This is a genomic window from Asticcacaulis sp. AND118, assembly GCF_020535245.1.
Lineage (GTDB): Bacteria > Pseudomonadota > Alphaproteobacteria > Caulobacterales > Caulobacteraceae > Asticcacaulis.
Genome location: NZ_CP084910.1, coordinates 1,140,064 through 1,154,690, shown reverse-complemented (window position 1 = coordinate 1,154,690; position 14,627 = coordinate 1,140,064). Strand labels below are relative to the sequence as shown.

Annotated in this window: 13 protein-coding genes; 9 read left to right on the top strand and 4 right to left on the bottom strand. The window is 63.3% G+C overall.

Going from position 1 to position 14,627, the window contains the following annotated elements; genetic code table 11:
• The first annotated feature begins 156 nt into the window (after positions 1-156).
• A complete protein-coding gene (locus LH365_RS05620) occupies positions 157-2,193 on the top strand; it encodes a TonB-dependent siderophore receptor (RefSeq protein WP_226745188.1) in 2,037 nt (678 codons plus the stop codon).
• Between the two features lie 85 nt (positions 2,194-2,278).
• Here the strand turns inward: LH365_RS05620 and purD are convergent, their stop codons facing one another.
• Complete coding sequence (gene purD / locus LH365_RS05615; protein ID WP_226745187.1) at positions 2,279-3,544, bottom strand: phosphoribosylamine--glycine ligase; 1,266 nt, start codon at positions 3,542-3,544, stop codon at positions 2,279-2,281.
• 266 nt (positions 3,545-3,810) lie between these two features.
• Between purD and LH365_RS05610 the strand changes: the two genes are divergently transcribed.
• Complete coding sequence (locus tag LH365_RS05610; protein WP_226745186.1) at positions 3,811-5,154, top strand: glycoside hydrolase family 27 protein; 1,344 nt, start codon at positions 3,811-3,813, stop codon at positions 5,152-5,154.
• Between the two features lie 56 nt (positions 5,155-5,210).
• Here the strand turns inward: LH365_RS05610 and LH365_RS05605 are convergent, their stop codons facing one another.
• Positions 5,211-5,627, bottom strand: a complete 417-nt coding sequence (locus LH365_RS05605; protein ID WP_226745185.1) for a response regulator transcription factor — start codon at positions 5,625-5,627, stop codon at positions 5,211-5,213.
• Between the two features lie 3 nt (positions 5,628-5,630).
• Complete coding sequence (locus tag LH365_RS05600) at positions 5,631-7,736, bottom strand: ATP-binding protein (RefSeq protein WP_226745184.1); 2,106 nt, start codon at positions 7,734-7,736, stop codon at positions 5,631-5,633.
• A gap of 104 nt (positions 7,737-7,840) precedes the next feature.
• Here LH365_RS05600 and xseA point away from each other — a divergent pair, with 104 nt between their 5' ends.
• The 7 genes from xseA (at position 7,841) to LH365_RS05565 (ending at position 14,246) form a co-directional block, all read left to right on the top strand.
• Positions 7,841-9,490: an exodeoxyribonuclease VII large subunit gene (gene xseA / locus LH365_RS05595; RefSeq protein WP_226745183.1), complete on the top strand. Its 1,650-nt coding sequence runs from the start codon at positions 7,841-7,843 to the stop codon at positions 9,488-9,490.
• 39 nt (positions 9,491-9,529) lie between these two features.
• Positions 9,530-9,748, top strand: a complete 219-nt coding sequence (locus tag LH365_RS05590) for a DUF2093 domain-containing protein (RefSeq protein WP_226745182.1) — start codon at positions 9,530-9,532, stop codon at positions 9,746-9,748.
• On the top strand, positions 9,724-10,620 hold the full coding sequence (locus LH365_RS05585; RefSeq protein WP_226745181.1) for a M23 family metallopeptidase: 897 nt from the start codon (positions 9,724-9,726) through the stop codon (positions 10,618-10,620). The genes LH365_RS05590 and LH365_RS05585 overlap by 25 nt, the downstream gene beginning before the upstream one ends.
• 238 nt (positions 10,621-10,858) lie before the next feature.
• On the top strand, positions 10,859-11,356 hold the full coding sequence (locus LH365_RS05580; protein ID WP_226745452.1) for a response regulator: 498 nt from the start codon (positions 10,859-10,861) through the stop codon (positions 11,354-11,356).
• 110 nt (positions 11,357-11,466) lie between these two features.
• Positions 11,467-12,774 carry an EAL domain-containing protein gene (locus LH365_RS05575; protein ID WP_226745180.1) on the top strand — a complete coding sequence of 436 codons (1,308 nt, stop codon included), beginning with the start codon at positions 11,467-11,469 and terminating at the stop codon, positions 12,772-12,774.
• A gap of 95 nt (positions 12,775-12,869) precedes the next feature.
• Positions 12,870-13,742 (top strand): TIGR01459 family HAD-type hydrolase, encoded by an 873-nt coding sequence (locus LH365_RS05570; protein ID WP_226745179.1) that lies wholly within the window; start codon positions 12,870-12,872, stop codon positions 13,740-13,742.
• 81 nt (positions 13,743-13,823) lie between these two features.
• On the top strand, positions 13,824-14,246 hold the full coding sequence (locus tag LH365_RS05565) for a response regulator (RefSeq protein ID WP_226745178.1): 423 nt from the start codon (positions 13,824-13,826) through the stop codon (positions 14,244-14,246).
• 1 nt (position 14,247) lies between these two features.
• On the opposite strand, the gene LH365_RS05560 is transcribed toward LH365_RS05565, so the two are convergent.
• Positions 14,248-14,532 (bottom strand): hypothetical protein, encoded by a 285-nt coding sequence (locus tag LH365_RS05560; protein ID WP_226745177.1) that lies wholly within the window; start codon positions 14,530-14,532, stop codon positions 14,248-14,250.
• Positions 14,533-14,627: the final 95 nt, after the last annotated feature.

Sequence of the window (14,627 nt, the reverse complement as noted above, 5' to 3'; positions counted from 1 at the left end):
AAAGATTAAAACACGTTCTGATCCATCCGGATCAGAACGTGTTTTAATTACAAATTCTTCATTAAATAAACTATTGTTCACTAGAGCGTAAAACACCGTTGTGAGAAAGAGGTTTCAGACGCGACATCTTGTCGCCCTCTTTCCGACGGACGTCCTATGCGCTTCCCCAAGGCCCTGTTCTGCGCCGCTTCCCTGCTGGTCCTGCTGCCCGCTGCCGCCCTGGCCCAAACCGCAACTTCCGAAGCAGTAACGGGCGCCTCGCGGCAGGTCATCCCCTACGATCAGGTCTACTTCAGGGATTTTCAGGTGCAGTCGGCCTTTGACATGGTCAGCCGCATCCCCGGCTTCACGCTGAAGAATGTCGATCAGGTGCGCGGCTTTGCCGGCGCGGCGGGCAATGTGCTGATCGACGGTCAGCGCCCGACCTCCAAGACCGATCAACTGAGCGACATTCTGGGGCGCATCCCGGCGGGGACGGTCGAGCGCATCGACCTGATCATCGGCGGTGCCGACGGCATCGACATGCAGGGCCAGACCCAGGTGGTCAACATCATCCGCAAGGCCTCGGACAAGCCGACCATCACCCTGATCGCCAATACGCGCCTGCTGACCAACGGCTGGTTCCGTCCGGTCGGCCGTGTGACCTATGCCCGGAATGCCGGCGACAAATCGATCGAACTGTCGGCCACCGTGTTCAACAATTTCGATGAAGAGGCCAATAACGGCCACAAGATGATCTTCCCGACGGATGGCAGCCCGGCCCGCCGCATGGATATTCTGGCCGAGGCCGGCGGTGAAGGCGTCGAACTGATGGGCAATGGTTCGCATCCGCTGTGGGGCGGCAAGCTGACGCTGAACGGTAAATGGGTGCCCAACACCTATAAGGGCAATTACCGCTACATCACCGATACGACCGCGGTCGAAAACCTCGATTACGAAGAGGATATGCGCGAAGGCGGCTTCCAGTACAATCGTCAACTGGGCAAGGCTTTCGCCTTGAAGATCAACGCCCTGTCGAAATATTCGCACGAAGAGGTCAAGGACGCCTATATAAGTCCCGACGAAGACACGCTGTTTTCCGACGACACGGTGTCGAAAGAGAACATCCTTTCGGGTCAGTTGACCTGGACGCGCAGCGATACGCTAAGCTTCGAAACCGGGCTGGAAAAGGCCTATAATTCGCGAGACAGCGACACCGCCCTGACCGTCAATGACGAGGCCATCGACCTGCCGGCGTCTAAGGTCAAGGTCGAGGAGGACCGCACCGAAGCCTCGGTGCTGGCCACCTGGCGCGTGCGCCCGAACCTCACCATCGAAAGCGGCCTGAAATACGAGTGGTCGACGATTTCTCAGGACAGCGAACGCCCTGACGAAAAGAGCTTCTCTTACGCCAAACCCAAACTTCAGGTGACGTGGTCGCCCAAGGGGCCGTGGCAATATATCGTGCGCGTCGAGCGCGTGCTGGGGCAGCTCAATTTCGACGATTTCGTCTCCTCGATCGACCTGCTGGATTCGACGGTGAAGGCCGGCAATGTCAGCCTTGAGCCGGACAAGCGCTGGGAGTCGGAACTGAGCGCCAATTACCGCTTCTGGGACAAGGGCGCGCTGGTCATCAAATACGTCCACCACGAAGTGTCAGACGTCATCGACCGCGTCCCGGTCGTGGCCGACGACGGCAGCGTCTTCGACGCCAAGGGCAATATCGGCGACGGCAAGATGGAGGAGTTCGTTATCGACACCACCCTGCCCACCGACCGGCTGAACGTCCCCGGCGGCCTGCTGAAAGCCAAGCTGTCTCTGGTCGACAGCGAGGTGTCAGACCCGTTGACCGGCCTCAAGCGCCGCTTTTCGGGGCAATCGCCGGTCTTCTGGGAAGTCAATTTCACGCAGGACCTGACGAAGCGTAACATGGTGTGGGGCTCGCGCCTGGTGTCGGGTTATGACGAGAAGATGTGGCGCGTGCAGGAGGTCTCCTATGCCCGCGCCGGCATATGGATGAGCGCCTTCGTCGAATACAAGCCAAACCCGAAACTCACCTGGCGCGTCGAGGCCATGAACATCCTCGGTCGCGTCCACGACTACGACCGCGACCGCTTCGAAGGGGCGCGCAACGCCTCGGCGCTGACCTCACGCGAATTGCGCCGTGACGAATCGGAGCCGTGGCTGTTCATCCGGGTGCGTAAGGAAGTCTAACCCTGTTCGCTGAATCTGAATTGTTAGATTTGAGTCGAGGCGCAGGAGGCTAACGCCGCCGCACTCATAGGCCAAAGACCGCAATTCAGAGCGCGCGCCAGCCGATATCCGAGCGGAAGAAACCCATGGGCCAGTCGATCTTGGCGATCGCCTCATAGGCGGCGTCGCGGGCTTCGCGGATGGTCTTACCGCGCGCGCAGATATTGAGCACGCGCCCGCCCGCCGCCGCCAGACGCCCGTCGTCGAGGCGTTTGGTCCCGGCGTGGAAGACGCTGACATTGGGACCGAAATCCTGCTCGGCGCCGCGGATGATCGAGCCGCCGACCGGGCTGTCCGGATAGCCGTTGGCGGCGTAGACGACGCAGACCGCCGCTTCGTCGTGCCATTCCGGCGCGGGCATGTCCTTGAGGCGGCCCGTCGCGGCCGCCAGCAGATAAAGCACCAGATCGCTCTTGAGGCGCAGCATCAGCACCTGACATTCCGGGTCGCCGAAGCGGGCATTGTATTCGACCAGACGCGGTTTGCCGTCTTCGATCATCAGACCGGCATAGAGGACGCCGGTATAGGGATTACCCTCGGCCTTCATGCCAGCCATAGTCGGAGCCAGAATGTCGTGCTCGGTGATGTCGAGAATGTCTTGCGTCACCACCGGCGCGGGGCTGTAGGTGCCCATGCCGCCGGTATTGGGGCCGGCATCGCCGTCGAAAGCGCGCTTGTGGTCCTGCGCAATGCCGAACAGGATGGCGGTTTCACCGTCGGCGATGGCAAAGACCGAAGCCTCCTCGCCCGCCATGAATTCCTCGATGACCACGGTCTGCGATGCCGCGCCGTAGCGGCCGCCGAACATGGCCTCCAGCTCGGCAAAGGCATCCTTGAGGTCGGGTGAAATGGCCACGCCCTTGCCCGCCGCCAGACCGTCGGCCTTGATGATATAGGGGGCGGACCGGGTTTTCAGATAGGCCTTGGCCGCCGCTTCGTCGGTGAAGGTTTCGTAGGCTGCCGTGGGGATGTCGTGGCGCTTGCAGAAGTCCTTGGTGAAGGCCTTGGACGATTCGAGTTGCGCGGCCTTTTGCGACGGACCGAAGCACGGGATATTGACCCGCTTCAGCGCGTCGGCGATGCCTTCGGCCAAAGCCGCTTCGGGGCCGACGACGACCAGATCGGCCTTGATTTCGACGGCCAGCGCCGTCAGGCCCGCCACATCGGTCACCTTGATGTCGTGCACCTCGCCCAGCGCCGCCATGCCGGGATTGCCCGGCGCGATGGCCAGACGCGACACGCGCGGCGACTGACGGATTTTCCACGCGAGGGCGTGTTCACGGCCGCCCGAACCGATCAGCAGGATGTTCATGGCCGTGACTTCGGTCAGGTTGCGGCTTTGGTCAAGCGGAAATATCGGGGTTTGCGATTAAGCCGGGTCCGGTGCAGGATCGGGGCCGTTTTCGCAGCGGAAACCGTCCTGACCCGGCACCGCGTATATAAGATCAGTGTCGCCAGCGTCTAAGTCCCCTTCGTCGCAAGGGCCGCCCGATGGCGAAGATACTGCGGGCGTGAGTTTGCTCTGGCGTTTTTGAAACGCCGCTGTAATAGTCAGACAAAATACGAGGGGAGTCTGACATGTCCAAGCTGAACCGCCGCGCCCTTTTTGCCGCTCCGGCCCTGATCGGCGCTGCCGCCGCCCTGCCCGCCTCGGCACAGAGCAAGGCCGCACCGTTGCGCGCGCCCGGGCCGCCGATGGGCTGGAATAGCTGGAACAGCTTCGCCACCACCTTGACCGAGGCGCAGGCGCTGGAAACGGCGCAGATCATGGCCGAAAAGCTGCTGCCGTCCGGCTATGACGTGTTTACCGTCGATATCCAGTGGTACGAGCCCAACGCCAGCGGCTACGAATACCGTCACGGGGCGGAACTGGCCATGGACGGCTACGGCCGCCTGCTGCCCGCGCCCAACCGCTTCCCGTCCGCCGCCAACGGTTCGGGCTTCAAGCCGCTGGCCGACAAGGTGCACCGGCTCGGCCTGAAGTTCGGCGTCCATCTGATGCGCGGCATCCCGCGTCTCGCCTATGAGAAGAACCTGCCGGTGCTGGGCACCAAATACACGGCCCGCGACGTCGCCAACCCCAACTCGGTCTGCACCTGGAACACCGACATGTACGGCGTCGATATGTCCAAACCCGGCGCGCAGGCCTATTACAACTCGGTATTCAAACTGTTCGCCGACTGGGGCGTCGACTTCGTCAAGATGGACGATATGAGCCGCCCCTATGGCGTCAACTGGGCCGAGATCGAGGGCGCACAAGTCGCCATCGCCGCGTCGGGCCGTCCGATGATCCTCAGCCTGTCGCCCGGCGAAACCGACCTGAAATGGGGCGTCCACGCCCAGCAATACGCCCAGATGTGGCGTATCTCCGATGACTTCTGGGACGATTGGGGGATGCTCAAGGCGCAGTTCAGGCGGCTGGCCGACTGGAACCCCTTCCGCCGCCCGGGCGCGTGGCCCGATGCCGACATGCTGCCCTTAGGGCTTCTGGCCCTGGGCAAGCGCAGGACGAAGTTCACCCCCGACGAGCAGCAGACCCTGATGACCCTGTGGTCGATCGCGCGTTCGCCACTGATCATGGGCGGCGACCTGCGCGCACTCGACGAGGCGACGCTGAAACTGCTGACCAATAAAGAGGTTCTCGCGCTCAATCAGGACAGTCTGAACAACCTCCCCGTCTCGAACGACGGCACGCAGGTGGTGTGGACGGCGGAGACGTCTGACCTTAAGGCGCGTTATCTGGCCCTGTTCAATATCGCCGACCACCCGCACGTGGTGACGCAGTCGCTCAAGGCCGTCGGCGCGCCGGACAAGGCGCGGGTGCAAAACCTGTGGACCGGTGCGGTATCGACCGCCGAAGGCGAAATGTCACTGGAACTGCGTGGCCATGCCTCGGCCCTGTTCAAGCTGACCGCAGTTTAGGTCAAGTCGCGCATTTGATTCCAAAAACAGCTGCACCGTTTTGGAATGCGCTTAGCTTACCACGACACAGTACTGGAGCCCGTGCGCGGGATCGGCTTCATGGCGCGTTGCAGGCGCTTGAGCAGCATCTGGTTGTCGAAGGGCTTGGCGAGAAAATCGATGGCCCCCAGTTCGATGGCGCGCTTGACGTCCTGCGACTGATGGCGGGCGGTCAGCACGATGACCGGAATCTCGCGCAGTTTGCCGCGGCGGTGGGCCAGGAAGCTGAAACCATCCATCTGCGGCATGGCGAGATCGAGCAGAATGACATCAAAGTCCGGATTTTCACGGTCGATGGCCTCAAGCCCGTTGGCCGCCAGCGCCACGTCGAACCCGGCGCGCACCAGCACCGTCTTGATGAACAGGCGCAGATCCTCGTCGTCCTCGACCACCAGAATGCGCGGGCGTCGCGCGTCGTAATTGGAGATACGCATAGGTCAGGCGCTCCGGACAGACAGATTGGTTGAGGTGGCGGCGCAATCGGCCAGCGCACGGAACAGGTTTGCGGTCGCCACGGGCTTGGCGACGCGATGGGTGAACAGGACGGCATCCGCCGGCGGCAGGACGTCGGCCATGGCGCTCAGCGCAATCACCGGAGTGGTGGCGTTGAGGCGGCACTGTTCGCGGATGACGCGGGTCGCCGCCGGACCGTCGAGCACGGGCATGTTGATATCCATCACCACCACGTCGAAGGTCTGCGTCATGCACTGGGCTACGGCTTCGGCGCCGTTGGCCACCTCGATCACATCGGCTCCGGCGCTCGTCAGAAGAGTGGCGATCATCTGGCGATTGATGGCGTGGTCCTCGACCAGCAATACGCGCAGGCCCCAGGGCAGTTCGGCCTCGGCCTTGAAATCTGCGGCTTCGCCAACGCGGTCGGACGCCGGCTCGACCGGCACCTCGAACCAGAAGCAACTGCCCTGCCCTTCCTCGGACTCCACACCGATCTCGCCCCCCATCAGGCGGCAGATTTCGTAGCTGATCGACAGGCCGAGCCCCGATCCGCCGTGTTCGCGGTTGATGCTGTGGTCGGCCTGCGAGAAGCGGCGGAACAGGCGTTCGCGGTGCGCCGCAGAAAGGCCGGGGCCGGTGTCGCTGACTTCGACGCGCAAACGCAGAGCGTCATTTTCCGGTCGCGCCGACACCTTCAGCCGCACCTCGCCCGCCCTGGTGAACTTGCAGGCATTGCCGACCAGATTGTACAGCACCTGCGTCAGGCGCACGTCGTCGAGTTTGAGCCAGTCGGGGCAGGACGCCTCGTAGGCGAGATGCAGTGCCACACCCTTGGCATTGGCCTGAACGGCGAACTGCTCGCACACCTCCTCGGTTAGTTCACGCATATTGACGTCCTGAGGGTCGAGCGTGACCAGACCGGCCTCCAGCTTGGAAAAGTCGAGAATGTCGTTGATCAGGGCCAGCAGCGCCCGCCCGCCCTTTTGCAACCGCGACGCATAGAGTTGCCCTTCTTCGGGCAGGCCCTCGGTTTCCGACAGCAGGTTGGCGTAGCCGATGATGGTCGTCAGCGGCGTGCGGATTTCGTGGCTCATGTTCGACAGGAAGTCGGCCTGGGCCTGGGCATAGGCCTCGGCGCTGCGCCGGGCCTCGGTCAGGGTGTCCTCGATCCCCTTCTGCTCGGTGATGTCCTGCAGCACGCCGAAGATCGAGACGGGTTTGCCCTTGTCGTCGCATTCGACCGAGCCTTCGCAAAAGACCGTGCACTCCTCGCCGTCGAAGCGGTTGAGCCGTGCCTCGAAGGTGAAGCCCTCGCCCGTATCCATGGCGCGCTCGACATAGCCGCGCACGCGCTCGCGATCGTCCGGATGATAGCGCTCCAGCGCGTCCCCCAGCCTGGGGCGATAGGTTTGCGGCGTCGCGGCATGGATGGTGTAGACGCCGCGCGACCATTGCACCGTATATTCGGCGATATTGACGTTCCAGTAGCCGACGCCGGCGACGGCCTCCATCATCTCCAGCTTCTTCTGCGTCTCGTCGCGATTGCGGATGATGGTCTTCTTGACCTGAGCGTCCTTGCGCAGGGTCATCATCGACGACACGGTGGTGGCCAGCGCCGTCAGGCGCGTGCGGTCACGGTCGTTGAATTCGGCGCGCGGTTCGGTGTCGATGACGCACAGGGCCCCGACCAGCACCTCACCGAAGCGGATGGGCGCACCGGCATAGAAGCGGATATGGGCATCGCCGGTGACAAAGGGATTGCTGGCGAAACGCGGGTCTTTGGTGGCGTCCAGTATAACCAGCACCTCGTCCTTGCGGATGGTGTAGTCGCAGAAGGCCACGTCGCGCGAGGTTTCGCAGTCCGTCAGGCCGATGCTCGATTTGAACCACTGCCGTATGGCGTCGATCAGCGACACGGCGACGATGGGCGTGTCGAACAGGTCCGCGGCCAGGCGGGTGATTTCATCAAATTCCGGCTCAGGTTCGCTATCCAGAATATCCAGGATACGCAGCGCCTCAAGACGCTTTTCCTCCAGGCTTACATCAGGCCATTTGGCGTCCGGCCTTTGGGCCTCAACTTCAGGGGTCATGACGCGATACTCCGGATTTTACCCGCGCACCGTGCCACAACAGACTTTACAAGGCGTAAAATTACGCCCGTGACAGGTCCGGCGCGGGCGGCTAAACCCGCACAATGTCCGACGATCTGCTCGCCCCCGCCGATTCGCAGTCCAACAGCCCGCCGTGGTCGGTGTCCGAACTGGCCGGCGCGCTGAAACGCACCATCGAGAGCGCCTACGACCATGTGCGCCTGCGCGGAGAAGTGTCCAAGGTCACGCGCCATTCGTCGGGCCACGTCTATCTGACGCTGAAGGACGACCGCGCCGCCATCGACGGCGTCATCTGGAAGGGCAATGTCAGCCGCCTGAAAGCGCAGCCGCAGGCCGGGCTGGAGGTCATCGTGACGGGCAAGCTGACCACCTTCCCCGCCTCGTCCAAGTACCAGATCGTCATCGAAAGCCTCGAAGCCGCCGGCATCGGCGCCCTGCTGGCGCAGCTTGAGCGCACCAAGGCGAAGCTGCACGCCGAAGGCTTGTTCGCGGTGGAACGCAAGACGCGCCTGCCGTTCGCGCCGAAGACCATCGGCGTCATCACCTCACCGACCGGCGCGGTGATCCGCGACATTCTCCACCGCATCCGCGACCGCTGGCCGTGCCGCGTCATCGTCTGGCCGGTCATCGTGCAGGGCGACGCCGCGCCGGGTCAGGTCATCCACGCGCTCAACGGCTTTCAGTCTGGGGAGGCGCCACGCCCCGACGTAATCATCGTGGCGCGCGGCGGCGGCTCGGTCGAAGACCTGTGGGCCTTCAACGACGAAGGGCTGGCGCGCGCCGTCGCCGCCTGCACCATCCCGATCATTTCGGCCGTCGGGCACGAAACCGACACCACCCTGATCGACTTTGTGTCTGATCGCCGCGCCCCCACACCCACCGGGGCCGCCGAAATGGCCACGCCGGTCTTGGGCGAACTGCGCGGCTTCGTGCTCGATCTGGAGCGCCGCCGCCTCGGCAGTTTCGATCAGGCCCTGCGCAACCGCCGCGAACGCGTGGCCCTGCTGGCGCGCGCCTTGCCCAAACCGCAGGAACTGATCGACGCGGCGCAGCAGCGGCTCGACTATGCGGCGCACCGCCTCGGCGGCGGACTGCTGCGCAACCTCAACGCCCACGACACGGCCTTTGCCCGCACGGCGGCGCGCTTCTCTCCGGCCCTGCTGGAGCGCCCGCGACAGCTCAAGGGCGAACGCGTGACGCAACTGACCGAGCGCGCCACGGCAGCGCTCACCCGCGGTGTGGAGCGGCACAGGCTCGACTTTGCCCGCCTGTCGGCGCGCCTGACCCCGGCCCTGCCCCTCCGCCCGCTGGAACTGAAGCGTGAGGCGCTGAACGGCGTCACCCTGCGCTTCGACGCCGCCATGACCCGCCGCCTGCAGATCAGCCGCTCGCAGGCCCGTCTGCCCGAACTGACGCAACGGCTCGATGCGGCCTTTGCTCGCCTGCTGACCCAGAAGTCCGAACGGCTGCAACGACTGGATCAGTTGCGCCTCAGCCTCGATCCCGACCGGCCGCTCAATCTGGGCTTCGCCCGCGTCAACGGCGCGGATGGAAGCCTCGTGACCTCCCCCGACGGCGTGACGGCGGGCGAGGTCCTGACCCTGACCTTCAAGGGCGACCGCACCCTGGGCGTCGTGGCGACCGACGGCGCGCAGCCCGCGCCACCGGCCCCCAAACCCGTATCGAAGCCGAAACCCGCTGCACCGAAGCCCGAACAGGGCAGCCTGTTTTAGGCTCTTGCACCCCGAAGATCAGGGGCCTATCTTGGGCGCATGAATATGCATTCCAAGCCGCCCCTACCCGATCAGGCCGTGCTCCATTACGGCGACGGTGAATACGCCGTCATGCGCCCGGGCAAGTTCGTGATCTGCGCCGTGTCCGGCAAGCAAATCCCGCTGGAGGCCCTGCGCTACTGGAACCCCCGCACGCAGGAGGCCTATGCCGGGCCGGAAGAGGCCACGGCCCGATGGAAAGCTCTGAACGGGCGCTAAGCCGCAGACATATTCTGGGGGGCGGGCTCGGACTGGGCCTCGCCTCCGTTGTCGCGCCCCATACTCTGAATGCCGAACCGCGGCCCTATGGCTCGGTCTGGGCGCGCACGCTGAAAAGCGGGCCTTACAGCCTGACCGGCAAATTCGTGCAGGGCGGTTTCGCCATCGGTCGCGGCGAACCGCATCAGGACATCCTCGTCGACGGCACGCCGCGCGGCCTGACCTCGGAACAGGGCGATTTCGTCATCGGCTTCGACCGCGACGCCCCGCAAATGGCGCGGCTGGTCATCGGCAAAGGCCCCTCGATGGATTTCGAGATCCTGCGCACGCCCTACGATATTCAGCGCATCGACGGCCTGCCGCCGGAACAGGTCAGCCCCACGGACCCGGTCCTGCTGGAGCGCATCGCCAAAGAACGCGACCTGAAGAATATCGGCTTCGCCAGCCGCGAAGACGCCGCCTGGTTCATGCGGCCTTTCGTCTGGCCGCTACGTCAATTCCGCGTATCGGGCCGTTTCGGCAATCAGCGCGTCCTCAACGGCGAACCGAAAAGCCCGCACTACGGCTTCGACATGGCCGCGCCCGAAGGGCAGCCCGTCTATGCCCCGCAGACCGCCCGCGTCGCCCTCGCCGAACCCGATCTGCATTTCGAAGGCGGCCTGATTCTCCTCGACCACGGTCAGGGCCTGATCAGCATGTATCTGCATCTGTCGGCCCTGACCGTAAAGACCGGCGATATGGTGCATCAGGGCCAGATGATCGGTCAGGTCGGGCAGAAGGGGCGCGCTACGGGGCCGCATCTTTGCTGGCGAATGAAATGGCGCGACCGCGCGCTCGACCCTTCGTTGTGGGTTCTGTCGGACGTGCAATAAATCTGGTCTTATATTACCACACAAACGCCCAGGTGTCGTACATTATATATTTCCATTTCAAACGTTTTTGCGATGTTCAGCCCGCGCTTCGCACGCCTTTACAATTGTGATCATGATTTGGGCTTGATCTCCCCTGCCCTTCGTCGTAACAGCGCTACTCTTTGTCACAGGTTTGCAAAAGAAACGCCGCGGCCGCGTACTGGCACATAGGGACGGCGTGATCCGGACTTCGGGGGATATGGCGGATTACGGGACTCTGAAAATTCTGCTGGTCGAGGATAACCAGCATATGCGTTCAATCGTGCTGGCCATTCTAAAGGGCTCCGGCATCCGCGACGTGCGCGAAGCGCGTGACGGCGCCGAAGCCTTCGACATCCTGCGGCAGTTCCCGGCCGACATCGCCCTGGTCGATTTCAACATGTATCCGATCGACGGCGTGGAATTCACGCGGATGCTCCGAACGGCCAGCGACTCGGTCAATCCTTACCTGCCCGTGGTGATGATCACCGGCCATTCCGAGCGTTCGCGCGTGGTCGAGGCCCGCGACGCCGGCGTCAATGAGTTCGTGGCCAAGCCCTTGACGGCGCGCGCCCTGCTGAGCCGCCTCGACGCCGTGGTCATGCGCCCGCGCCCCTATATCCGCTGCGCCGCCTATTTCGGCCCGGACCGCCGCCGCAAGATCGATCCGGCCTATAACGGTCCGTTCCGCCGCGCCACCGACGGCCTTTTGGCCTAATCTCTCTTAACTCGCTGTTAATAAATATTAACGTTCGCTTGGCTTGCGACACAAATCGCCGCATAGTCGCCTTAAGCGCGATTCGGCGCGGCTGTTCACAGGTACACGCGATGGGTAGACTGACCTCCATTCTGCTGATGGGAACCTATTTGTTCCTGTCGCTGGGCGCCGCCATGTCGCTTTATACCGGCGGGTCGGACACGGGGGCCTGCATCGCGGCGGCCCTGGCCACGCTGGCGGTCTGCTTCGCCATCCATAATTTCGTCAATCAGTACCTGTCGGAACGCCGCCTGTCGAAAGAGATCGATCTGGTGCGCGACGCCCACCGCCTGATGGTCGAAGCCATCGACGTCACGCAAAAGGACATGGTCGAACTGGCCGACCGCGTTCAGCATCAGCGCGTCGGCCATACCGAGGAACTGACCACCGAGGTCAAGATGCTCGAAAACCTTGTGCTCAAGCTGGGCGAGAGCATCGAGGAGCGCCTGTCCGACTGGCGCGCCGGACCTGCCCAAAACGCGGCTCAAACTCACGCGACCGCCCTGCCGGCAAAGCCCGTCACCCTGTCGCGTCAGGAGCAGCAGGCGCTGGCCCTGATCGAGACGGTGCGCGAGGCGCTGATCGACAACCGCGTCGACCTGTACCTTCAGCCGGTCGTCTCCCTGCCCCAGCGCAAGACCATCTTCTATGAGAGCTTCTCGCGCCTGCGCGACGCCGGCGGTCGCGTGCTGATGCCCGCCGAATATCTGGCCGTGGCCGAGCCCGAAGGCCTCGTGCCGTCGATCGACAACCTGCTGCTGTTCCGTTGCGTGCAGATCGTGCGCCGTCTGGCCAAACAGGACCGGCGCATCGGCATCTTCTGCAACATCTCGCTGACGTCGCTGCGCGACGAGGTCTTCTTCCCGCAGTTCCTCGAATTTCTCAACGAGAACCGCGATCTGGCCGACTCGGTAATCTTCGAACTGGGCCAGAGCGCCTATGCGGCGCGCGGCGCGCTCGAGGCCCGCCACATGGCGCGTCTGGCCGATATGGGCTTCAAGTTCTCGCTGGACAAGGTGACGTCGATCGACCTCGACCTCAGCGACCTGCAACGCTCGGACGTGCGTTATGTGAAGATCGGCGCCAATGTGCTGCTCGATCAGTTGCTCAATATCGACGGCAAGCCAGCCCTGCGCTTCCTCAAGGACATCCACGCCGGCGACTACGCCAACCTGCTGGGCCGTTACGGCATCGAAGTCGTCGCCGAAAAGGTCGAAAACGAGCGTCAGGTGGTAGACATCCTCGAAATCGAGGTCGCCTACGCCCAGGGCCACCTGTTCGGCGAACCACGCGCTATCAAGGAGCAGGTGCTGCTTGAGACCGCCCCGCCGGCGGGCTTCATCAAATCGACCCTGCCGCCGCCGCGCCGCCGGGCATAGAGGTCTGGTTCTGAAAGTTTAAATTCTGGCCATCGCGAATAGTAACGTCTAAAGGGAGGGCATCGCTCTCCCTTTTTGTTTGTCCGGAGCCTCCCATGACCGCCCCGCACCTGCTGACCCGCCTGTCCGCCATCGCCGCCGATTACGATGCGGTCTTCTGCGACATCTGGGGTGTCATCCATAACGGCAAGTGGCATTTCCCCGCAGCCTACGAGGCCCTGCGCCATTTCAAGGCCGAGCGCGGGCCGGTCGTGCTGATCTCCAACTCGCCGCGCCCGTGGGACGGACTGCAAAAGCAACTGGCCGACCTCGGCGTGCACGAAGACGCCTTCTCGGCCATCGTCTCGTCCGGCGATGCCACCCGCAGCTTTCTGACCGACTACGCACCCAGGGGTTCGGCCTGGGTCATCGGGCCGGACCGCGACCTGCCGCTGTATGAAGGCCTTGACGTCGATCTGAGCGGCACGCCGGACACCGCCGCCTTCATCTCCTGCACCGGTCTGTTCGACGACGAGAACGATACGCTGGCGCAATACCACCCGGACCTGAAAGCCGCCGCGGCGCGCAAGATCCCGATGATCTGCGCCAATCCCGACCGCATTGTCCAGCGCGGAGACACCATCATCTACTGCGCCGGCACGCTGGCCGACATCTACATGGCCTTGGGCGGTGAAGTCATCATGGCCGGCAAGCCCTACGCCCCCATCTATGACCTCTGCTATCAGGCGCTGGAGAAAGCCGCCGGCTCTCCGGTGGACAAGTCGCGCATCCTCGCCATCGGCGACGGCCTGCCGACCGACGTGCTAGGCGCCAACGGTCAGGGGCTGGACCTCATCTTTATCGCAGCGGGCATCCACGCGGTCGAAGCCACCAATGCGGCGGGCGAACTGGACGCGCAACTGCTGGTCAAGGTGCTGGAGACCCAGAACGCCAGTGCCCGCTACGTCTCGCCGGCGCTGGCGTGGTAACGCGCTGATACGCCGGTAAGATTTTATCAACAGGTTCGCGCGAAAATAAGGGAACTGTAAACGCAAGCGTTGGTGACGCCTTTGTCCCGTACCGTTTTGATTATAGAAGACAGCGCCACGCAGGCGCGCATCATCGCCCGCATGTTCGCGCAGCAAGGCTGCCTGACCGTGGTCGCCAGCTCTCTGGCCGAGGCGCGCGCACAGCTCGATATCCGCGACTTCTACCTGATTCTGGCCGATATTTTTCTGGGGCAGGACAATATTCTCGATCACATGGCCGAGTTGCGTGAGCGCGCCAGGGGCACGCCCATCGGCATCATGTCGGCCGGTCAGCGCAACGACCCGGTGATCATCCGCACCATGCTAAACAAGGCGCGGCGCGAACAGGCCGACTATCTGCTGCCCAAGCCGTTCAGCTATGTCGATGTGAAGCAGATCTGCACCGCTATCGACCAGCGCGCCCTGCCCGACCTGTCCGAGCAACTGGCCGCCCTGCGCGCCTGATCTATCCCAGACGCCGCCACGACGGTCGCTCCGGCATCAACCAGCGCAATACCAGTATCAACAGACCGGCAAGGATCATGAGCCCCGCCGAGATTTGGCGCGCCAAAATGCAGTCCAGCGTCATTACATGCCACACCAGAACATTAGCCAGGTTGAAAAAGGCCGAGAGAGCGAAGGCAACCCATTTGCGGCGGCGGTGCAGCGCAAACCAGAAGAGGAATGCGAACCCTCCAAACGTAAACGCGTAGCCCAGTAGCCAAGGCGCTGTATCCAACAAACTACGCAAGTCATCTCCTCTCATCGGAAGACAGCAAAAACCCCTTCCGGATAGGGACGGAAGGGGTTTGCGGGCCACCATCACGAAGGCCTGTGGGAAGGGCC

Excerpts from the sequence above, each read along its gene's own strand:
- LH365_RS05585 (WP_226745181.1), top strand. The coding sequence starts at position 9,724 with ATGGAAAGCTCTGAACGGGCGCTAAGCCGCAGACATATTCTGGGGGGC.
- LH365_RS05600 (WP_226745184.1), bottom strand. The coding sequence starts at position 7,736 with ATGACCCCTGAAGTTGAGGCCCAAAGGCCGGACGCCAAATGGCCTGAT.
- xseA (WP_226745183.1), top strand. The coding sequence starts at position 7,841 with ATGTCCGACGATCTGCTCGCCCCCGCCGATTCGCAGTCCAACAGCCCG.
- LH365_RS05590 (WP_226745182.1), top strand. The coding sequence starts at position 9,530 with ATGAATATGCATTCCAAGCCGCCCCTACCCGATCAGGCCGTGCTCCAT.
- LH365_RS05610 (WP_226745186.1), top strand. The coding sequence starts at position 3,811 with ATGTCCAAGCTGAACCGCCGCGCCCTTTTTGCCGCTCCGGCCCTGATC.
- LH365_RS05605 (WP_226745185.1), bottom strand. The coding sequence starts at position 5,627 with ATGCGTATCTCCAATTACGACGCGCGACGCCCGCGCATTCTGGTGGTC.
- LH365_RS05570 (WP_226745179.1), top strand. The coding sequence starts at position 12,870 with ATGACCGCCCCGCACCTGCTGACCCGCCTGTCCGCCATCGCCGCCGAT.
- LH365_RS05580 (WP_226745452.1), top strand. The coding sequence starts at position 10,859 with ATGGCGGATTACGGGACTCTGAAAATTCTGCTGGTCGAGGATAACCAG.
- LH365_RS05620 (WP_226745188.1), top strand. The coding sequence starts at position 157 with ATGCGCTTCCCCAAGGCCCTGTTCTGCGCCGCTTCCCTGCTGGTCCTG.
- purD (WP_226745187.1), bottom strand. The coding sequence starts at position 3,544 with ATGAACATCCTGCTGATCGGTTCGGGCGGCCGTGAACACGCCCTCGCG.
- LH365_RS05575 (WP_226745180.1), top strand. The coding sequence starts at position 11,467 with ATGGGTAGACTGACCTCCATTCTGCTGATGGGAACCTATTTGTTCCTG.